Origin of the sequence: Actinacidiphila oryziradicis (assembly GCF_005047355.1) — a bacterium.
Classification (GTDB): domain Bacteria; phylum Actinomycetota; class Actinomycetes; order Streptomycetales; family Streptomycetaceae; genus Actinacidiphila; species Actinacidiphila oryziradicis.
In genome coordinates this window covers 1-20,657 of sequence record NZ_SUMC01000013.1, presented here as the reverse complement: position 1 = coordinate 20,657, position 20,657 = coordinate 1, and the positions used below count along the sequence as shown (strand labels likewise).

Below are 20,657 nucleotides of genomic sequence, written 5' to 3'. Positions count from 1 at the left end.
TCCGGTGGGCCACCCCAGGGTCGATCCGCTCGCCCAGCTCATCGCGCGGCTGAGTGACGCGGGCGCCCGGACCGACGCCACCGGGGTGGCCGACGCGCTCTGGCTGGCCCAGCAGATCGGCGCACAAGAGCCCGGATCGCAGGAACCCGGTTCAGGGCGGCCCGGCGCGGGGGAGCAGGCCGCAGGCCCCGGCGAACGCCCGCTTTCGGCCACATCGCCCGGCGGCCCGCGCTCCGTTCCCACCGGCCAGGAGCGGCCGGAGCCGGCCGTCGCGGGGGGCTCCCAGGAGCTCACGGGGGAGCGCATCGCCGTCGCGGTGAGCTCCGGCGACCCTGTGGCGGAACCGGAGGACACGCCCGGCCGGGACGACAGCGGTCACATAAGGATCCCGGTAGCCTCCGCCTTCCCGTCCCTGCTGCCGCTGGAGCGCGCCCTGCGCCCCCTGCAGCGCTACCAACCGCGCGTCCGGCCGCCGCGCGGCCCGCTGGATGAGGCCGCCACCGCCGAGACCAGCGCGCGCAGCGGGCACCTCGTGCCGGTCTTCGCCGAGGACCGCCGCCGGGAGGCGGCGCTACTGCTCCTGATGGACGACTCGCCGTCGATGGTCGTGTGGGACCGGATGATGGAGGAGCTCCGGCAGGTGTGCGAGCAGGTCGGCGCCTTCCGGGACGTCGTCGTGCACCGGCTGCGCCCGCACCCCGACGGCGGTGTCGGGATCCCCTCCGGAGTGGACGGTGACGGCCCCCTCGGGCCCGCCGAACGGCTCCGGGACCCCACCGGACGCACCGTCACCCTGCTGCTCAGCGACTGCGCCGGCGCATTGTGGCGGTACGGCGCCGCCCAACGGCTGCTGCACCACTGGGCGCTCAGCGGCCCGGTCGCCGTCGTACAGCCGCTGCCGCAGCGCATGTGGACGCGGACCCTGCTGGCCGTCGAGCCGGGCACCCTGCGCCAGACCGGCCCGCACGGCAGCGGGCCGGCCTTCACCGCGCACCGGCGCCGCCCGCGCGCCCGGGCGGCGGGGGCGCTGCCGGTGCCCGTACTCTCCACGACCATCGCTGTGCTCGGCGGCTGGTCGCGGATGCTGTCCGGGGTCTCCGGCGCCACGCTGGACGCGGCGGCGGCCTGGGTAAGTGCCGGGCATCAGGGTGCCGAACCTTACATCCCGCCGGACCGCACGGCCGAGCAGCTGGTGGAGGACTTCCAGGCGGTCTCCTCGCCCGCCGCCCAGCACCTGGCGGTGTATCTGTCGGCGGCGCCACTCGCCTACCCCGTGATGCAGATCGTGCAGCGCGCCATGATGCCGCAGACCGGCCCCATGGAGATGGCCGAGGTACTGCTCAGCGGGCTCCTCGTACGGCAGGACGGGCAGGACAGAGCCGCCGGCCAGGCTGCCGTGGCGGACCCGCGCCGTTCGGGCGGTCCCTGGTACGAGTTCGCGCCCGGCGTCCAGGAGGTGCTGCTGCGCAGGCTCGGCCTGGGGGAGGCCTCGCTGGTGCTGAAGCACTGCTCGCTCTACGTCGAGCGGGTCTTCGGCCGCCGGGCACAGAACTTCCCCGCACTGGCCGTCGGTTACCTCTCCGGCGCGGCCGCGCCCGCCGAGGAGGAGATCCGTCCGGTGTCCGTGCCGGAGCCCTTCGCCGAAGTTCCCAGGAAGGTGCTGCTGCGGTTCCAGCCGGGCGGCGTCGGAGGGGTGCCCGAGGCACCGGAGCTCCCCGAGCGGACCGGCGGCGTGGTGATCACCCATCATGTGCGGGCGCTGGACGAGGCCCGCGTCCGGCTGGAGCGGTTCGAGGAGCAAGGCACCATCCGGGACCTGTGGGAGGGCATCCGGCTGCTGCGCGCCGTCCCTGAGGCCACTACGCAGGTTCGATCCTTGCTGGCCGAATCCCTGCTGCATCTGTGGGAGGCCCGGCAGGACCACGAAGTGCTGGCCGAGGCCGAGCGGACCGCCCGGTCCGCCGGCGACCTGGCTCGCGCCGGCGGCGTCCCGCCGGCACAGGCCGCCCGCGCACACTACGTCCTCGGGATGGTGCTCCGGTCCGTCGCGCGCCAGGAACCGTCCCCGGAAGCAGTTCTGGAGGAGGCCGCCGAGCGCCTTGAGGAGGCCTACGCGCTGCTCCGCCCGGACCCCGAGGCACTGCTGGACGTGCTGCTGCGCATCGTCGACGTCGTACAGGACCGGTACGGGATCTCCGGCGACCGGCGGCAGCTCTACGGGGCCCAGGTACGCCTCGACGCCCTGCTGGAAGCGTGGCCCACCGCCCGGCCGCTGCCCAGCTCCGCGCTGCGCGCCCGGGGCGGGGTGCTGCTGGCCCTCGCCCAGGACGCCCTGGGCCGTGACTCCGCAGACGAGGCACGGGCGCTGGGGCTCCAGGCCGCCGCCGACTTCGAGGCCGGCATCGGGTTCGCTGCCGACGAGGGCCGGCCGCGGGCCGTCATCTGCCGCGCCCGCCTGGAACTCGCCGAGGCCCGCGCCCTGGTGGCCGGTGACCGTGGTGCCCCCGAGGTCGCCGCGGAGCTGGAGCGTGCTCTGGAGGCCTCGGCCGGGGACACCGAGCTTCAGCTGCGCTGCCTGTGGCGGCTCGCCGAGGCCCACGCCGCCCGCTACCGGCACACCGCCGACGCCTCCGAACTCGCCCTGGCCGACAATTTCTTCGCCCGGGCCCAGGGGCTGCTGCACCTCGACGACCCGCTCCGCCCCGAACTCCTCACCGCCCGCGGTGAGGCCCTCACCGACTGGGCCGGCCATGGCGGTGGTCTCTCCGTCGCCACCGACGCGGTGCGTGTCCTGCGCGCCGCCCTCGCCCAGACCCCCGAGAGCGACCCCCGGCTCCCGGTCCGCCGTCTCCTGTTCGGCCGGGCGCTGCGCCGGCACCGCGAACTCGGCGGCGCCCTCACCGACCTCCACGAGGCCGAGTGGATCCTCGCCCGTGCCGCCCGGGCCGCCGCGTCCGACGATGCCCGCACCGCCGCTGAGGCCTGGCTGGAGCGCGGCGACGTCCTCCTCGGCCTCGCCGATGGCAGCGGCACCCCCGAACGCCGCGACCAGGCCGCCGAGTCCTACCGTCAGGCCGCCGAAGCCGCGTCCGGCGCGGACGAGCTGCTGGTGGCGGCCCGCGCCCACCACCAGCGCGGCAGCGTACTGGAGCGGACGGCGGGCCCGGCCCGTGCCCTGGAGTCCTACCGGGCCGCCTGGGAGCTGTGGCAGCGCGCGGGCGCGCAGCGCGGACCGCAGGCGCGTTCCACGCTGGAACGCGTGCTGGCGCTGGGGGATGCGTCGTGAGAGGTTTCCCGTCGGGGCCGGGCAGGGCATAGGCCATAGGCCGTGAGCGAGCCGCGAGTGAGGAGTGCAGGGTGTCGAATTCCGCGACCGGCGAGCCGCTCCCGGACTACACGGGGGCGGATCTGGAGAAGATCCGGGAGTGTGTGGACCATCCGGTGCTGAGCGAGATTTTCGCCGGGCTTGTCGTCCGTGCGCGCAGTCCCGAGACGGCTGTCGCCTACTACGACGACGGGCCGACGATTGACTGACGCTCGCTCGTTGCGAGGTAAGCGATCGTCTTCAGGGCGATGTGTGCACCGAACCGGTCACTCGTGCTCTGCGCGGGTTTCTCTGTGACCGAATGGGGTCATGTTCGGGACAACCGGGGGAGGAGGCGCCGTGCCCGCACTGTCGCGCCAGGAGCCGCGTACCGCTTCCGACACGGCACTGGCCCCTTGGCCGCTGGCCGTGCTCGATGTGCCCGGCCTGCGCCGGGACGGACTGCGGCCGACCGCATTGCGCCAGTTCATCCTGAAGGTCCACAGTCGCTGCAACCTGTCCTGCACGTACTGCTACATCTACCACGCCGCCGATGCCAGTTGGCGCTCCCACCCGGCCCGGGCCACTGGTGACACCATGCGCCGGACCGCGCTTCGCATAGCCGAGCACGTGGACCGGCACCGGCTGTCCGAGGTGCGGGTCGACCTGCACGGAGGGGAACCGCTGATGTCCGGCCCCGAGGCGGTGCTGGAGTATGTGGCGGAGGTCCGCGCGGTACTGCCCGGCAGTTGCGAGCTCCGTACCTCCGTCCAGACCAATGGCACCCTGCTCACCGAGTCGGGCCTCGGCGAACTGGCGCGGGCCGGCGTCCGGGTCGGGCTCAGCCTCGACGGCGGGAACGCCGCCCTCAACCACCGTCGGGTGGACCACACGGGCCGCCCCAGCTGGCCGGCCGCCGAGCGCGCCGCCCGGCTGCTGGCCCGCCACCCCGGGACATACGCGGGGCTGCTCTGCACCATCGATCTCAACGCCGACCCGGCCGAGGTGTACACCTCGCTGGCAGAGCTTCGGCCGCCGACGGCCGATCTGCTGCTCCCGCACGCCAACTGGAGCCACCCGCCGCCGGGCCTCCCGCTCCGGGCCCCGGAAGCGGTAAGGACCGGCAACCCTGCCGCTGCCCCTTACGGCGACTGGCTCGCCGCCGTATTCGACCTCTGGTGGGACGCGGACCGCAGCGAGCGGCCCCACCCACGCATCCGCCTCTTCACCGAGATCATCGCCCTGCTGCTCGGCCTGCCCAGCACCACCGAGTCGGTCGGGCTCTCCCCGGTCGCGGCCCTCATCGTGGAGACCGACGGATCCATCGAGCAGGTCGATTCGCTCAAGAGCGCGTACGAAGGCGCCACCCGGACCGGCCTCGACGTCTTCCGCCACACCTTCGACGAGGCCCTCGACCACCCCGGCATGGTGGCCCGCCAGCTCGGTACGACAGCGCTCGGCCGTGCCTGCCACAGCTGCCCGGTTCTGCGGGTGTGCGGCGGCGGCAACTACGCACACCGGTATCGGGAGGGCAGCGGCTTCCGTCACCCGTCCGTGTATTGCGCCGACCTGGAGCGCCTCATAAGGCATATCGCGACCCGTCTCGCCGCTGTCGTCCCACCACTCGTGCCACCCAACGGCCGTACGGCGTAACCCACCTGACGCGGCATCGTTTCGCCTCTCTGCCTATGGGCTAATCTGCCTGACAGTCAGTGATTTCCGCAGCCCGTACGGTAGGGAGACGGTCGTATGTCGGATCGGCCGAGGGGCGCCGGCTCCCACGAGCAGTTCACCATCAGCTACGCGGGGTTCAACCGGCCGTGGGCGACCTGGATCGCACACCAGTTGGAGCGGCTGGGCCACCACACGACCCTGCTGCGCTGGGACCCGCCGCTCAGCGTGCCCCTGGACGACGCGCTCCGGAATCTGCTGGAAGCCCCGGGCCGGGTGCTGCTCGTCCTGGACGACTGGTACTTCAGCCTGGGCCCGCGCACCGACGAGGAGTGGACCCGGGCTCTGCGGACCGTGGTCCCGCCGCACGTCGACCGGTTCGCCGCCGTCAGCGTCGCCACCCGCGCCCTGCCGCCCACCGCGGTACCGCTCCGCCCGGTCGACCTGCGTGACCTCGACTCCCGGGAAGCCCGGCGCCGGATCCTCGGCCGACTCGACGTGGACCCGGCCGCAATGCCGAGGAACGGCGATGACGACGCTTTCGCGCCGCGCTTCCCCAACGACCCCCCCTCCGTCTGGAACGTCCCCCGCCGCAATGTCCGCTTCACCGGCCGCGAGTGGGCACTGGAGGAACTGCACCAGCAGTTCGAGTCCGGCGGAAGAGGCGGAGCCAGGGTCGCGCTGCGCGGGATCTCCGGCGTCGGCAAGAGCCAGATCGGGATCGAGTACGCCCACCGGTTCGGCAACGACTACGACGTCGTCTGGTGGATCAACGCCGGTTTCCGCGCCACCGCCCGTGAACAGTTCGCCGAGCTCGCCCCCCGCCTCGGACTCCCCGTCGGCGAGCAGCTGGGCGAGCGCATCCGCGCCGTCCACGAGGCCCTGCGCCTCGGCCGGCCGCACCGTCGCTGGCTGTTGATCCTCGACAGTGCCGACGACATGACACAGGTCGAGGACCTGCTGCCGGAAGGCAGCGGCCATGTCCTGATCACCACGCTCACCCAGGACTGGGCATCCACCGGCAGCATCGCCGAGATCCCGATCAAGTCCTTCACCCGGCCCGAATCCATCGCCTACGCCCGCCGCCGCGCCCCCCGCCTCACCGTGCCGGAGGCGGACCAGCTGGCCGACGCCGTACAGGATCTGCCGCTGCTGCTGGCCCAGACCGCCGCCTGGCTGGCGGCCAACCAGATGTCGGCCGGCGAGTACGTCGCCCTGATCCGGGGCGGCGAGGCCAACCTCATCGGCATCAGCATCTCGTCCGACTACCCGATGGGATTCCAGACCAGCTGGTCGATAACGCTGAACACACTCGAGGAGAACAACCCCGAGGCGGTGGAACTCCTCAACCTCTTCGCGCTCTTCTCGCCCGAGGCCATTCCGGTCCGGCTGTTGCAGGCCGCGCACCCGTCCGACCTGCCGCCGCACCTGGCCGCCCTCGCCGCGGACCCGATCCGCTGGCACACCGCGCTGAGGCGATTGTCGGAGTCGACAGCGGTCCGGATGGACTACGTCGACACCTCCGAGGCCGAGCCGTATGTCGACAACGTCAATATGCACCGGCTGTACCACAGCTTCCTGATCAGCACACTGACGGAGGAAAGGCGCGAATCCCTGACCGTGACAGCCTGCGAAGTGCTGGCCGGCGCCGACCCCAGGCGCCCGGCGGACACCCGCGAATGGTCACGCTACGGCGAGCTCATCCCGCACCTGGAGCCCTCCGGCGCGCTGAGCAGCACCAAGCCGGTGGTACGCGCCCTCGTCCTCAACTGCATCGAATACCTCCGGGTCCGCGGCGAGAACCGCACCGGGCTGCGGCTGTGCGAACAGGCCATCGCCCGCTGGCGCACCCGGCTGGACCCCGACGACCCGTCGATGCTCGAACTGACCCACCAGCACGCCAATATGCTGCGCCGCGTCGGCCGGTTCCGGGAGGCCGAGGCGGTCGGCAGGTCCGTGGTCGACCGGCTGTCCGGGACACGGCCCGCCGACGACCCCGACCTGCTGCGGGCGAAGAACGGGCTCGGCGGCACTCTGGTCACCCTCGGCGCCTATCCCGAAGCGCACCAGCTCTATGACGAGTCCGCCCGCGCCAATATGGAGACCCTGGGCGACGACGCGCCCAGGACCCTCCAGGTCCGCAGCAATCTCGCCATCGCCCTTGCCCTGCTCGGCCGATACCAGGAATCGCTGGAACTGAACCGCACCATCCTCGTGGTACGCGAGAGGCAGCTGGGCGCGCGTCATTACCTCACCCTGCACTCAGGTATGGCCTACGCCTGGATGCTGCGGCTGCTCGGGCAGTACCAGGAGGCCCAGTCCCGGCAGGAACTCAACGTACGCGCGCACCACCAGGTGATGGGCCGGTACACCCCGCAGACGCTTCTCGCCGAGCACAATCTCGCCCTGTGCCTCCGGCGCGCCGGCGACCTCGACGCAGCCAACTCCCTGATGAGCAGCATCATGGAACGCTCCGCGCAGCGGCAGGGCCCTCAGCACCCGGAGACCCTCCAGGTGCAGGCCGACTACGCCACGTTCATCCGTGAACACGGCGACGTCGAAAAAGCGAGGGAGCTGGCGCAGTCCGTGGCCGTCAGCTACCGGGACCTGGTCGGCGCCAATCATCCGTATGCCGTCGGCACCGCCGGCAATGTGGGCCTGGCGCTGTGGAAGTTCGGCGAACGCGACGAGGCCCTGCAGATCGCTGAGCGCACCCTGATGGGCATGCGCCGGGCGGTTGGCGACGACCATCCCTGGGCCCTGGGAGCCGCGCTGAACGCCTCCGGCGCCCGCAATCTGGCCGGGGACGAGGAGAACGCCCTGACGCTAAGCCGCGAGACGCTGGAGCGCGCCATCCGGACGCTCGGAGAAACCCACCCGCTCACTCTGTCCTGCAAAGCGGCGCTCTCCGACGACCTGCGCTCGCTCAGGCGCGGCCAGGAGGCGGGGAAGCTGGAGCAGGAGACACTGCAGCAGCTCCTGGAGGGCCTGGGCCCGCAGCATCCGCACACCATGGCCGTACGCCGCCGTGAGCGGCCGTACTGGGACTTCGAGCCTCTGCTGACGTGAGGAACACGAAACGGTAAGGGGCCCGCACCTAGGTGCGGGCCCCTTACCGTTTCTCCGAACTGGCTGGTCGGAGTCTCAGATGTCGAAGACCTCGTTGACCAGTTCCTCCTGCTGGGCGAGGTGCGCCTTGGAGGAGCCCACGGCCGGGGAGGAGGACGCCGGGCGGGAGACCCGGCGCAGCCGGTCGGCGTTGTCGGGGGCCGCGCCGAGTACGAGGTCGAGGTGGTCGATGAGGTTGAGGGCGATGAAGGGCCACGCGCCCTGGTTGGCGGGCTCGTCCTGGGCCCAGACGTACTTCTGGGCCTTGGTGAACGGCGCCAGGGCGGCCTGGAGCTCGGCACCGGGCAGCGGGTAGAGCCGCTCGATGCGGATGAAGGCGACGTCGTTGACGCCCTTGGCGGCGCGGGCGGCGATCAGGTCGTAGTAGATCTTGCCGGAGGTGAAGACGACCTTGCGGACCGCCTCCGGGTCCACCGCGGTGTCGGTGATGACCGGCTGGAACTGACCGCTGGTGAAGTCCTCGGTCTTCGACGTCGCAGCCTTCAGACGCAGCATCGACTTCGGGGTGAAGACGATGAGCGGCTTGTGGTGCGGGTTGTGGACCTGCCACCGCAGCAGGTGGAAGTAGCTCGCCGGGGTGGTGGGAGCGGCGACCGTCATGTTGTTCTGCGCGCACAGGGCGAGGAAGCGCTCGATGCGGGCGGAGGAGTGGTCCGGGCCCTGGCCCTCGTAGCCGTGCGGGAGAAGCAGGGTGACGCCGGACCGCTGGCCCCACTTCTGCTCGGCGGAGGAGATCAACTCGTCGACGACGGTCTGGGCGCCGTTGACGAAGTCACCGAACTGGGCCTCCCACAGCACCAGAGCGTCCGGGCGGGCGAGCGAGTAGCCGTACTCGAAGCCCATCGCCGCGTATTCGCTGAGCAGCGAGTCGTAGACGTTGTAACGGGCCTGCTCCTCGGTCAGGTACAGCAGCGGGGTGTAGTCCCGGCCGGTCTCGCGGTCCACGAGGACGGCGTGCCGCTGGCCGAAGGTGCCGCGGCGGGAGTCCTGGCCCGCGAGGCGGACCGGGGTGCCCTCCATCAGCAGCGAGCCGACGGCGAGGGTCTCGCCCATGGCCCAGTCGATGGTGCCGTCCTCGACCATGGCCGCGCGGCGCTGCAGCTGGGGCAGCAGGCGCGGGTGGACGGTGACGTGGTCGGGGATGTTGACCTGGGCGGCCGCGATGCGCTTGACGGCCTCCTCGCTGATGGCGGTCTCGGCCGGGACCGGGAACGGCGGCAGCACCGGCTCCTCGGCGGTGTCGGCGGGGACCGAGGTGGCCTCGCGGACCTCGGTGAAGACCTTCTCCAGCTGGCCCTGGTAGTCCTGCAGGGCCTGCTCGGCCTCTTCCAGGGTGATGTCGCCACGCCCGATCAGCGACTCGGTGTAGAGCTTGCGCACCGAGCGCTTCTTGTCGATCAGGTCGTACATCAGCGGCTGGGTGAACGAGGGGTTGTCGGCCTCGTTGTGGCCCCGGCGGCGGTAGCAGACCAGGTCGATGACGACGTCCTTGTTGAACGCCTGGCGGAACTCGAAGGCCAGCCGCGCGGTGCGGACCACGGCCTCGGGGTCGTCGCCGTTCACATGGAAGATCGGCGCCTCGATCATGCGCGCCACATCGGTGCAGTACATCGAGGAGCGGGCCGACTCGGGCGCCGCGGTGAAGCCGACCTGGTTGTTGATGATGATGTGCACGGTGCCGCCGGTGCGGTAGCCGCGCAGCTGCGACATGTTCAGGGTCTCCGCGACGACGCCCTGGCCGGCGAAGGCCGCGTCGCCGTGCAGCACGACCGGCAGCACGGTGAAGTCGGTGCCGGCCTTGTTGATGATGTCCTGCTTGGCGCGCGCGATGCCCTCGACGACCGGGTCGACGGTCTCCAGGTGGGAGGGGTTGGCGGCCAGCGAGACCTTGATCTGCTCGCCGTCCAGCCCGGTGAAGGTGCCCTCGGAGCCCAGGTGGTACTTCACATCGCCGGAGCCGTGCATCGACTTCGGGTCGAGGTTCCCCTCGAACTCGCGGAAGATCTGGGCGTACGACTTGCCGACGATGTTGGCCAGCACGTTGAGACGGCCACGGTGGGCCATGCCCATGACGACCTCGTCGAGCCGCGACTCGGCGGCCGCGTCGATGACGGCGTCCAGCAGCGGGATGACGGACTCGCCGCCCTCCAGGGAGAAGCGCTTCTGGCCGACGTACTTCGTCTGCAGGAAGGTCTCGAAGGCCTCGGCGGCGTTCAGGCGGCGCAGGATGCGCAGCTGCTCCTCGCGCTCCGGCTTGCTGTGCGGGCGCTCGACGCGGTCCTGGATCCACTTGCGCTGCTTCGGGTCCTGGATGTGCATGTACTCGACGCCGACGGTGCGGCAGTACGAGTCGCGCAGTACGCCGAGGATGTCGCGGAGCTTCATCAGCGTCTTGCCGGCGAAACCGCCGACCGCGAACTCACGTTCGAGATCCCACAGGGTGAGACCGTGCTCGATGACATCCAGGTCGGGGTGCTTGCGCTGGCGGTACTCCAGCGGGTCGGTGTCGGCCATGACGTGGCCGCGGACCCGGTAGGAGTGGATCAGCTCGAAGACCCGGGCGGCCTTGGTGACGTCGTCGTCGTGGGTGGCGTCGATGTCCTTGAGCCAGCGGACCGGCTCGTAGGGGATGCGCAGCGCCTCGAAGATGTCGTCGAAGAAGCCGTTCTCGCCCAGCAGGAGCTGGTTCATCACCCGCAGGAACTCGCCGGAGGCGGCACCCTGGATGACCCGGTGGTCGTAGGTGCTGGTGAGCGTCATGACCTTGGAGATGCCGAGCTTGTTCAGGGTGTCCTGGGAGGTCCCCTGGAACTCCGCCGGGTAGTCCATCGAACCGACGCCCAGGATGAGGCCCTGGCCGGGCATCAGGCGCGGCACGGAGTGGACGGTGCCGATGCCGCCGGGGTTGGTGAGGGACGCGGTGACGCCGCTGAAGTCGTCCATCGTCAGCTTGTTCGAGCGGGCGCGGCGGACGATGTCCTCGTAGGCCTGCCAGAACTCGAAGAAGTTGAGCGTCTCGGCCTTCTTGATGGCCGCGACGACAAGCTGGCGGTCGCCGTTCGGCTTCACCAGGTCGATGGCGAGGCCGAGGTTGATGTGCTCGGGCTTGACCAGGGTCGGCTTGCCGTCCTTCTCGGTGAACGAGTAGTTCATCGAGGGCATCAGCTTCAGCGCCTGCACCATGGCGTAGCCGATGACGTGGGTGAAGGAGACCTTGCCGCCCCGGGCGCGCTTGAGGTGGTTGTTGATCACGATGCGGTTGTCGAACAGCAGCTTCACCGGGATCGCCCGCACCGACGTCGCGGTGGGCAGGTCCAGGCTGGCGCTCATGTTCTTCGCCACGGCGGCGGACGGGCCGCGCAGTACGACGTACGCGGGACCCTCGGTCGCGCCGCCGACGGCCGGCTGGGCCGCCTTGGGGGCGGCGGCAGGCTTTGCGGCGGGCTTGGGTGCCGCTGCCGCCTGCGCCGGGGCGCTGACGGCTGCCGCCGGCTTGGTGACCGCCGGCTTCGCGGCGGCTGGGGCTGCCGGGGCGGGTGCGGTTACGGCGGCGCCCCCCGCGGGCTTCGCCGCGGCCGCTGCCGCGCCAGTGGCAGGTGTCGCGGCGCCGTTCGCAGCCGGGGCCGGTGCGGCGGGTCCGGCAGCTCCGGTGCCCCCGCCTGCCACGGCGGAGCCGGTGTCGGCTCCGGGCTTGTAGTCGGCGAAGAAGTCCCACCAGGCCCGGTCTACCGAGTGCGGGTCCTGGAGGTACTGCTGGTAGATCTCGTCAACGAGCCACTCGTTCGCTCCGAAACCCGACGCAGGGCTCTTGCCCTGCCCGTCGGAGTCGGTCGAGACACTCGAGGTATTGGGGGACTGTGACGACACGGCGGCAACCGCCCTCTTCCGCTTCACAAGGTGATGGACAGCGGAAATAAAGGCTACGCCTACTGCACCCCTTCCTGCAGGCCCGGGGTCCAGTCGTCGCGTAAGTCACATCGAAAGGATGGTTTCGAGGTACCCTTGGGCGGGAATGGGATGCCTTTTTGGCGCATGCGATCGGGCCCACCTCCTGCTCAAGTGTTTGATGTTCAAGTGTTTGACGCGTGAGGCCGGTGCCTGAGCGGTTCCGACCCCGGGAGAGTGACCCGGATCCGGCAGCCGCGAGCGGACTCGGCCACCTGGATGGCGCCCCCGTGCAGGTCGACGGCCCAGCGGGCGATGGCCAGGCCCAGGCCCGTACCGCCGTCGCCGACCGTGGAACCGCGGTTGAAGCGCTCGAAGACCCGGCCGCGTTCGGCCTCGGGAATACCGGGCCCCTCGTCGACGACTTCCAGGGCCAGACTGCCGGGGCCCGCACCGCGCCGGGCGCGGAGGGTGACGCGGCCGCTGGGCGGACTGTGCTTGACGGCGTTGTCCACCAGGTTGGCGACCACCTGGTGGAGCCGCTCGGCGTCCGCGTACGCGGTCAGCTCGGGCGGTGAGACATCCAGGTGCAGATGGACATCCTTACGGGGCCGGGGGCTGCCCGGCGCGCCGCTGAGACCCAGGCCGGCGGTCTTCAGCACCGCCGCCAGATACGGCCACACCTCGAACCGCTTGGCGTCCAGCGGGACGACCCCGCTGTCGATCCGGGAGAGGTCCAGCAGATGGTTCACCAGCCGGCCGAGCCGCTCGGTCTGCTGGAGCGCGGTACGCATCGTCTCCGGGTCGGCCTCGGAGACCCCGTCCACCACGTTCTCCAGTACGGCGCGGAGCGCGGCGATCGGGGTGCGCAGCTCGTGTGAGACATTCGCCACCAGCTCCTTGCGGTGCCGGTCCACGGCCTCCAGGTCGGCGGCCATCTGGTTGAAGGTCTCGGCGAGCTCGCCGACCTCGTCCCGGCGCACCGCAGACACCCGGAGGCTGTAGTCGCCGCGCGCCATGGCCCGGGCCACCGCCGTCATCTCGGTCAGCGGCGCGGTCAGGCCGAGCGCCACGAACTGGGTGATCAGCAGGGACGCGATGATCGAGAAGATGGTGATCACCCGGAGCTCGGTGGCCGAGTGGATCGCCAGGAACACCAGCAACGTCGTTATCAGCACCGAGACGACGACCAGCAGCTGCAACGCCGCCTTGATCGACCGGAACGGGTCGTAGGGCCGCAGCTCATCCCACGCCCGCTCCCTGAGGCCCGGTCGCCGGTTGTCCGGGCTCATGGCGCCGGCGTCTCCAGCGCGTAGCCCACACCGTGCACCGTACGGATCCGCTCCGCGCCGATCTTCCGGCGCAGCGCCTTGACATGGCTGTCCACGGTCCGGGTGCCGGAGGCGTCGGCCCAGTCCCAGACCTCGGCGAGCAACTGCTCCCGGGAGAGCACCGCACGCGGCTGCTGGGCGAGACAGACCAGTAGATCGAATTCGGTGGGCGTCAGGTGCACATCGGCGCCCCGGACCCGGACCCGGCGCTGGGAGTGGTCGATCTCCAGGTCGCCGAGCTGAAGATTGCCGCTGCGCGGGTCGCGGGCGGCGATCGTGGCCCGCTCCACCCGGCGCAGCAGCACATGTACCCGGGCGGCGAGCTCCCGCATCGAGAAGGGCTTGGTCATGTAGTCGTCGGCGCCGACGCCGAGCCCGACCAGCATGTCCGTCTCGTCGTCCCGCGCGGTCAGCATCAGCACCGGAAGCGGGCGCTGGGCCTGGACCCGGCGGCACACTTCCAGGCCGTCGTAGCCGGGCAGCATCACGTCGAGAACGAGCAGGTCGGGTTGCCAGGCGAGCGCGGTGTCGACGGCGGTCGGACCGTCGCCCGCGGTCTTCAGCTGAAAGCCCTCGGCGCGGAGCCGGGCAGCGATGGCGTCGGCGATGGTCGGGTCGTCCTCCACCACCAACACCCGGCGCTGGGCACCGGGCGTAGCCGCACCGGCGTCGCCGTGCGTCGGGTGTGTGCTTTCCATGCTGGGTTCCCCCATGGTCGTTTGGTTGCCATGCAGCGTACGGGGCGCACGAGCACTGAGGCTATGCGGCCTTGCGCGCGAGATGTACGACGTCCGGTACGCCCCGGATTACCGGGATCTCAATGGTCCGGACCTCCGTGAACCCCACTGATTCCAGTGCTTTCTCGAATGCCGCCGACGGTCGGGCGGACCACACCGCCAGCACCCCACCGGGTGCCAGCCGCTCCCGGCACGCGGTGAGCCCATCGGCACTGTACAGCCCGACATTACCGTCGGTTACCGTCCAGTCGGGACCGTTGTCGATGTCCAGGCAGAGCGCGTCATACGCCGGGACCGCCCCGACCTGCGCGTATGCCTGTACGTAGCTGACCAGGTCGGCCTCGATCACTTCGACCCGGGGGTCCTCCAGCGCGTGCTCCGAGAACGGTGCCAGCGGGCCGTACCGGTGCCAGTCCACTACGGCGCTCTCGCGCTCGACGACCGTGATCCGCCCCCAGCGCGGCTCGGCCGCCGCTTCGGCGAGGGAGAAACCGACGCCGAGACCGCCTACCAGCACGGACATTCCGGGGCGGCCGGGCAGCGCCTCGCAGGCGGCCCGGACCAGCAGCCGCTCGGAGCGCCCGTCCGAGGTGTCCATCAGGAAGCAGCCGTTCGCGATGATCTCGAAGTGTTCGCCGCGGCGCCGCAGGGCCACCTCCCCGTAGGGGCCCTCGCGGCGGTCGACGGTCACCGGCGCGATGTCCTCGTACGCCTTCGCATGCTCTGCCATGGGGGAAAACCTTACGACGGCCCGGCGACTGCCCGTTCCGGCTGAACGTCTCCGGTTTGTGTAAGAGGCCGCGCGGATGGGTGGGGTGGGTGAAGGAGCGGGGCGAGGGGCAAGTCTGGCAAGGCGGAGGTGGGGGCACCTCCTGGGGGCACCTCCCGGCCGAAGGCTGGGGGCGAGGCGACGCGATGGGGGTGCCCCTGCTCGAGCGGAGCCGAGAGCTTGGTGGGGGCACCTCCCGGACGGAGTCTGGGGGAGAGTCGTCGACCGACACCGACGGCAACACTTCCAGGCGCCCCCGCCGACGGAGTCGGCTGATGTCACAGCTCGGCACGCGACGCCGCCCCACCTATTCGTGCGGCCTCTAAACCTTCGGAGATCGCGCGCACGGCGAGTTTCGGGCCGGCACACGCCCTGATGGTGACTTACCACGGCATAGGGGTTCCGTCCCATGAGAGGCACTCGCCGTTGGGGCCGTCGTCCGGCAGGAGCGCCGGCGACACGGCGCCCGCCGCGCCCTCGGCCGGATCTCCGTCACCGGCGAGCGCCTGGGCGTAGAGCACCGTCAGCGTCAGCGCCGTCTTCGAGGACCGGTAGGCGGCGCCCGAGCCCACCGCCGGGAAGTGCGGCTCCGGCCCCGGACTCCAGGCCAGCGATCCGGTCCCGCCGGAGATGTTCACGATGCGGGGCTTCGCGGATCGGCGCAGCGCCGGCAGAAATGCGTTGGTGACGGTGAGGACCTCGAACAGATTCGTTTCATACGTACGGCGGAAGCTGTCGACGTCCGCTTCGATCGCCGCCCTGCCATCGGCCATGATGCCGGCGTTGTTGACGAGAATGTCGAGGTTCTCGACCTGCTGCTCGGCGTCGGCGACGGTCTTGCCATCGGTGACGTCGAGAATCAGCAGCCGGGCGTCGCCGCCGATCTCCTCGACGGCCCGCTGCCCGGGCCCGGCGTCGCGCGAACCGACGTAGACGGTGAGCCCGGCGGCCGCGAGCTGCCGCGCGATCTCCTTGCCGATGCCCTTGTTGGCACCGGTGACGAGTGCTGTGGAATTGTTCATGGCGTCGACGATGCCGCCGACGGATCGGCCGTCCCAGGTACAACCGATACCTGGGACTGAAGAGGTGGCGAATGGCGAGGCCGAGCCGCGGGGCGGGAGCCGGGAGCTCACGGATGGCGAGGGCTCGGCGGATCGGAGCGTCGCGAGGGTGGCGCTCAGCTGAGCGAGCGAGTGGGCGGATCAGGCCGGCCTGCCGCTCCTCCTGACCCAGGTCCGCCGAGGTCCCGGCATGACGGGGCGCTTGGCACTTGCGGAGGCAAGGCTTCGGACGTCTCCTGGGACGACTGGCTATCGCCGCTGTTGCCGCGCATGAAGATCAAATCTTCTCCCCAGGCATCCAGGACCGAGCCGTGGCCCGCGGCCCGGGCATGCGGCTCCACCTCGTTGAACATGATCCGGACAGCTCGCACGGCCGTGGGCGTGAGAGCCTCGGCCAGAAGTCCGAGAAGGTGGTCGTGGGCCCATTCCGGCCGGCCAAGAGGGCGGTGTCGCAGTTCCCAGCTCAGATACTTGTTGTAGGGCCGGACTCGCCCGTGCAGAGCGAAAACGTAAGTGAGGTAGAAGGGCAGGGCCTCGGCCGCGTCGAGGCGCTCTCCGTGGATGTTGCCGTCCCGTTCGTTCTTCAGACAGCGGTAGAGGCTGTTGAGGAATCCGTCGAGGACTTCCGGTGCCGTCTCAGCGGCCTCGGCCGGGGACAGGCGGCCCTTGGCCGTGACAAGTCCGGCGATGAGGGCCTCGGGGGTGTCTTTCAGGAGCTTGGCATGGGTGAATGCGTACCGGTTCCACTCCGTTCCTGAGCCGGGCAGCGCGTGCCCGCGGAACTCGCCGAGAGGCATCGCGGACACATCCATCCGTGTGTCACGTCGAGCCTCACCCGCCAAGGCCTCCTCGGCACCGTCGGCGACCACCAGGAGCAGGTCGTAATCCGAGTGCGCGGTGGCCATGCCTTCCCGGGCCTGGGAGCCGCTGAGCACGACCCCGAGGACTTCGGCGTTCTTCTCCATCCGTGTTTGGAACGCGGCGAACTCTTCTTCCAGCGTCATCCTGATGCTCACCGCGTCAACCAAGCACGAGCGGGGCCGTCAGCCAATGGCCCTGCCGCCTCTTTCAGAGGGCGCGGGCGAGGAAAACGTCGGTGAGCTGGTGTACGTCGATACCGCCGCCGTGGGTGTCGAGCAGATGACGGATCTCGGCGAGCGCCTGCTCGCGGTGTGTCCCTGCGAGGCCATGGGTGTCCCTCGACTCCTCGATCGATCGGCACGCGGTCACCCCCCCAGAGGCGATCGCTCAGAGCGAACAGCGCAGGGGAACAGTAGCGGCCTCATGAGCATTGAGTGGGTATTGCTCAACTTGATTGCTTAGGGAGAGATCATGGCTGCAGAATCCACCCAGTCGGCGCCGCTCACCCTGCCTGTGCTGCCGCTCGACGACGCTGTCGTCCTGCCCGGCATGGTGGTGCCGCTGGACCTGACCGACGCCGAGGCTCGCGCCGCCGTGGAAGCGGCGCAGGCCGCGCACCAGGCGGGCGCCCAGCGCAAGCCGCAGGTCCTGCTGGTGCCGCGGATCGACGGGGCGTTGGCCGCCGTCGGCACTCTTGGCTCGGTCGAGCAGGTCGGCCGGCTGTCCGACGGCGACCCCGGGGCGGTTATCCGGGGGGTGAGCCGGGTCCGGATCGGATCCGGGACCACCGGGCCGGGGGCAGCGTTGTGGGTGGAGGGCACCCAGGTGCTGGAGCCGGCATCGACCGAGCCGCCCGGCGCGGTCGCCGAGCTTGTGAAGGAGTACAAGGCGCTTGCCACCAGCTGGCTGCGCAAGCGCGGCGCCTGGCAGATCGTGGACCGGGTGCAGCAGATCGACGATGTGTCGCAGCTTGCTGACAACTCGGGCTACTCCGGCTTCCTCACCACCAAACAGCGTGTGGAGCTGCTCGAGACCACGGACCCGGTGGAGCGGCTGAAGCTCGCCACCTCCCGGCTGCGTGACCACCTCGCCGAGCAGGACGTCGCCGAGACCATCCGCAAGGACGTCCAGGAGGGCATGGAGAAGCAGCAGCGCGAGTTCCTGCTCCGCCAGCAGCTCGAAGCCGTCCGCAAGGAGCTGTCCGAGCTGCGTGGCGAGCCCGAGAACGAGTCCGATGACTACCGGGCCCGCGTCGAGGCCGCCGACCTCCCGGAAAACGTGCGGGAAGCCGCGCTCAAGGAGGTCGACAAGCTGGAGCGCTCCTCGGACGCCTCGCCCGAGGGCAGCTGGATCCGCACCTGGCTGGACACGGTCCTGGAACTCCCGTGGAACACCACCACCCAGGACGCCTACGACATCCCCGGCGCCCGTGCGGTGCTCGACGCCGACCACGCGGGACTGGACGACGTCAAGGAGCGGATCACCGAGTACCTGGCGGTGCGCAAGCGTCGCGCCGACCGGGGGCTCGGCGTGGTCGGCGGCAGGCGCGGCGGCGCCGTGCTGGCCCTGGTCGGGCCGCCCGGTGTCGGCAAGACGTCGCTGGGCGAGTCCGTGGCGCGCGCGATGGGGCGCGAATTCGTGCGGGTCGCGCTCGGCGGCGTACGCGACGAGGCGGAGATCCGCGGCCACCGGCGTACGTATGTCGGCGCGCTGCCCGGCCGTATTGTGCGCGCGATCAAGGAAGCGGGTTCCATGAACCCGGTCGTCCTGCTCGACGAGATCGACAAGGTCGGCTCCGACTACCGGGGCGACCCGGCGGCGGCGCTCCTCGAAGTGCTCGACCCGGCCCAGAACCACACCTTCCGGGACCACTACCTGGAGGTCGAGCTGGACCTCAGCGATGTCGTCTTCCTGGCTACCGCCAACGTCCTGGAGGCCATCCCGGAGCCGCTGCTCGACCGCATGGAGCTGGTCAGGCTCGACGGCTACACCGAGGACGAGAAGGTCACCATCGCCCGCGACCACCTGCTCCCGCGCCAGCTGGAGCGTGCAGGGCTCGCCGACGGCGAGGTGTCCCTGGACGACCCGGCGCTGCGCCGGCTCGCGGGGGAGTACACCCGTGAGGCGGGCGTACGGACCCTGGAGCGGACCATCGCCCGCATCCTGCGCAAGATCGCGGCCAAGAACGAGCTGGGCGAGCAGAAGCTGCCCTTCGCCGTCGGCCCCGACGACCTGCGCGGGCTGATCGGCCGGCCACACCATGTGCCGGAGGCCGCCCAGGATCCTGAGGAGCGGCGCACCGCCGTCCCGGGCGTGGCGACCGGCCTCGCGGTGACCGGTGCCGGCGGCGACGTGCTCTACATCGAGGCGTCCCTCGCCGACCCGGAGACCGGCGGCAGCGGCGTGCAGCTCACCGGGCAGCTCGGTGACGTCATGAAGGAGTCCGCGCAGATCGCCCTCTCCTTCCTGCGCTCGCACGGCGCCGAACTGGAACTGCCCGTCGGCGACCTGAAGGACCGCGGCGTGCACCTGCACGTGCCGGCCGGTGCCGTCCCCAAGGACGGCCCCAGCGCGGGCGTCACCATGACGACCGCCCTGGCGTCCCTGCTGTCGGGCCGCCGGGTCCGTACCGACGTCGCCATGACGGGCGAGGTCTCGCTCACCGGGCGTGTCCTGCCCATCGGCGGCGTCAAGCAGAAGCTGCTGGCCGCCCACCAGGCGGGGATCACCACTGTCGTGATCCCCAAGCGCAACGAGGCCGACCTGGACGACGTCCCGGCCGAGGTCCTGGAGAAGCTGGAGGTCCACCCGGTCTCCGACGTCCGCCAGGTGCTGAAGCTGGCCCTGGAGCCCGCCGAGGCCGTGGCCGTGCCGGTCGCTGCCTGACCGGCGGAACCAACGGCGTACGGCCCCCCTTCTGCGGGGGGCCGTACGCCGTTGCTCCCCTTCTGCGGAATACTGTCGCGACTGTGGAGGATTCCTGGCAGTTCTGAAAGGGGACGGTGACGACGTGGACCCGATGATGGAGTCGCTCGAACGTGAGCTGACCGTCATGTTCCGGCGGGCCCGTGCCCAGTCCGGCGAAATGGCCCGCGAGGTCCACCCCGAATTGGAGCCCGCCGCCTACGGGCTGCTCGCCCGCCTCGAAGAGACCGGCCCCGAGCGCGCCACCACCCTCTCCGGGTACTTCGGCGTCGGGAAAGCGACCATGAGCCGTCAGTTGCGCGCTCTGGAAGATCTCGGCCTCATCCGCCGTGAGCCCGATCCCGCTGACGGCCGCGCTTTTCTCGTCGAGTTCACCCCGGAGGGGCGGGAACGTTTCGCCAGCGTTCGTGACGCCCGGCGTCAGCGCTATCTCCGCCGCCTTTCCAGCTGGGACCGCACGGAGGTGGCGGAGCTGGCCCGCCTTCTCCACCGCCTGAACGAACTCCAGGAGGGCGGCTAGCCGCCTGCGGGGCGAGGTCGCCTGGGCGGGCTCAAGTTGGCGGGTCGGCGCGTCGGACGACCAAAAGGTGCGACACGGCAGCGCCGGCTCGAGCATCCTGGGCCCGGTCCTGAGCGGGCTGCCCCTGTAGGGGGCGTTGTCGTACCGGCCTGAAGGCAAGGCTGGTCGGACAGGGTTCCTGGTCTGGTGATCTTCCGATGGTCCGGGCATGAAGGCAGGGCCTCCTGGTAGCTCGTGGGTGCGAATCCATACGAGTGGCAGGAGGTCCTGTTGTGTGCGGGCGTTCCGCGGGGCCGAGCGGAGCGAGATGGGGGCACCTCCTGGGGGCACGGGACCACCTAGGGCCTGTCCGGCCGATCTCCGCGGCGTCGCGTGCCCTGGCACTGGGGGCACCTCCCAGCGGTAGCTGGGGGAGCTCGCGGCGTTGTCGTCAGTCGACGACTCTCCCCCAGACTCCGTCCGGG

13 protein-coding genes are annotated in these 20,657 nt (G+C 70.7%); 6 read left to right on the top strand and 7 right to left on the bottom strand.

The genetic code is table 11. The features are described from left to right. The first annotated feature begins 4 nt into the window (after window positions 1–4). The 4 genes from FCI23_RS16015 to fxsT all read left to right on the top strand — a co-directional run bounded on the left by FCI23_RS16015 (window position 5) and on the right by fxsT (window position 8,044). Complete coding sequence (locus tag FCI23_RS16015; protein WP_136724572.1) at window positions 5–3,286, top strand: SAV_2336 N-terminal domain-related protein; 3,282 nt, start codon at window positions 5–7, stop codon at window positions 3,284–3,286. A 71-nt stretch (window positions 3,287–3,357) separates the two neighbouring features. Next, window positions 3,358–3,534, top strand: coding sequence for a YxD-tail cyclophane-containing RiPP peptide (locus FCI23_RS16010; RefSeq protein WP_246143739.1), 177 nt, complete (start codon window positions 3,358–3,360; stop codon window positions 3,532–3,534). A 130-nt stretch (window positions 3,535–3,664) separates the two neighbouring features. Next, window positions 3,665–4,957 carry an FxsB family cyclophane-forming radical SAM/SPASM peptide maturase gene (locus tag FCI23_RS16005; protein ID WP_246143738.1) on the top strand — a complete coding sequence of 431 codons (1,293 nt, stop codon included), beginning with the start codon at window positions 3,665–3,667 and terminating at the stop codon, window positions 4,955–4,957. Between the two features lie 96 nt (window positions 4,958–5,053). After that, window positions 5,054–8,044: an FxSxx-COOH system tetratricopeptide repeat protein gene (fxsT, locus tag FCI23_RS16000; protein ID WP_136724569.1), complete on the top strand. Its 2,991-nt coding sequence runs from the start codon at window positions 5,054–5,056 to the stop codon at window positions 8,042–8,044. Window positions 8,045–8,119: 75 nt separating this feature from the next. Here fxsT and FCI23_RS15995 read toward each other — a convergent pair whose 3' ends face one another. From FCI23_RS15995 to FCI23_RS56385, 7 genes are all read right to left on the bottom strand, one after another. Next, window positions 8,120–11,971 (bottom strand): multifunctional oxoglutarate decarboxylase/oxoglutarate dehydrogenase thiamine pyrophosphate-binding subunit/dihydrolipoyllysine-residue succinyltransferase subunit, encoded by a 3,852-nt coding sequence (locus FCI23_RS15995; RefSeq protein ID WP_136724568.1) that lies wholly within the window; start codon window positions 11,969–11,971, stop codon window positions 8,120–8,122. Window positions 11,972–12,174: 203 nt separating this feature from the next. Next, entirely contained in the window at window positions 12,175–13,281 is a 1,107-nt protein-coding gene (locus FCI23_RS15990) for a HAMP domain-containing sensor histidine kinase (protein ID WP_136724567.1), read from the bottom strand. Further along, the gene (locus tag FCI23_RS15985; protein WP_136724566.1) at window positions 13,278–14,018 is read right to left on the bottom strand and encodes a response regulator transcription factor; all 741 of its coding nucleotides are present in this window, start codon (window positions 14,016–14,018) and stop codon (window positions 13,278–13,280) included. The genes FCI23_RS15990 and FCI23_RS15985 overlap by 4 nt, the downstream gene beginning before the upstream one ends. Before the next feature lie 61 nt (window positions 14,019–14,079). Then, a complete protein-coding gene (locus FCI23_RS15980) occupies window positions 14,080–14,787 on the bottom strand; it encodes a spermidine synthase family protein (RefSeq protein ID WP_136724565.1) in 708 nt (235 codons plus the stop codon). 422 nt (window positions 14,788–15,209) lie between these two features. Beyond that, a complete protein-coding gene (locus tag FCI23_RS15975) occupies window positions 15,210–15,848 on the bottom strand; it encodes an SDR family NAD(P)-dependent oxidoreductase (RefSeq protein WP_136724564.1) in 639 nt (212 codons plus the stop codon). 155 nt (window positions 15,849–16,003) lie between these two features. Further along, entirely contained in the window at window positions 16,004–16,891 is an 888-nt protein-coding gene (locus tag FCI23_RS15970; RefSeq protein WP_136724563.1) for a nucleotidyltransferase domain-containing protein, read from the bottom strand. Window positions 16,892–16,955: 64 nt separating this feature from the next. Then, a complete protein-coding gene (locus FCI23_RS56385) occupies window positions 16,956–17,117 on the bottom strand; it encodes a hypothetical protein (RefSeq protein ID WP_169316810.1) in 162 nt (53 codons plus the stop codon). A gap of 102 nt (window positions 17,118–17,219) precedes the next feature. Here FCI23_RS56385 and lon point away from each other — a divergent pair, with 102 nt between their 5' ends. Further along, entirely contained in the window at window positions 17,220–19,634 is a 2,415-nt protein-coding gene (lon, locus tag FCI23_RS15965; protein WP_136724562.1) for an endopeptidase La, read from the top strand. Window positions 19,635–19,767: 133 nt separating this feature from the next. Beyond that, window positions 19,768–20,193 (top strand): MarR family winged helix-turn-helix transcriptional regulator, encoded by a 426-nt coding sequence (locus FCI23_RS15960; RefSeq protein ID WP_136724698.1) that lies wholly within the window; start codon window positions 19,768–19,770, stop codon window positions 20,191–20,193. Window positions 20,194–20,657: the final 464 nt, after the last annotated feature.

Bases quoted from the DNA above. Each gene is read 5' to 3' on its own strand.
- fxsT (WP_136724569.1), top strand. From the start codon at position 5,054: ATGTCGGATCGGCCGAGGGGCGCCGGCTCCCACGAGCAGTTCACCATC.
- FCI23_RS15990 (WP_136724567.1), bottom strand. From the start codon at position 13,281: ATGAGCCCGGACAACCGGCGACCGGGCCTCAGGGAGCGGGCGTGGGAT.
- FCI23_RS15985 (WP_136724566.1), bottom strand. From the start codon at position 14,018: ATGGAAAGCACACACCCGACGCACGGCGACGCCGGTGCGGCTACGCCC.
- FCI23_RS15980 (WP_136724565.1), bottom strand. From the start codon at position 14,787: ATGGCAGAGCATGCGAAGGCGTACGAGGACATCGCGCCGGTGACCGTC.
- FCI23_RS15975 (WP_136724564.1), bottom strand. From the start codon at position 15,848: ATGAACAATTCCACAGCACTCGTCACCGGTGCCAACAAGGGCATCGGC.
- FCI23_RS15970 (WP_136724563.1), bottom strand. From the start codon at position 16,891: ATGACGCTGGAAGAAGAGTTCGCCGCGTTCCAAACACGGATGGAGAAG.
- lon (WP_136724562.1), top strand. From the start codon at position 17,220: ATGGCTGCAGAATCCACCCAGTCGGCGCCGCTCACCCTGCCTGTGCTG.
- FCI23_RS15960 (WP_136724698.1), top strand. From the start codon at position 19,768: ATGATGGAGTCGCTCGAACGTGAGCTGACCGTCATGTTCCGGCGGGCC.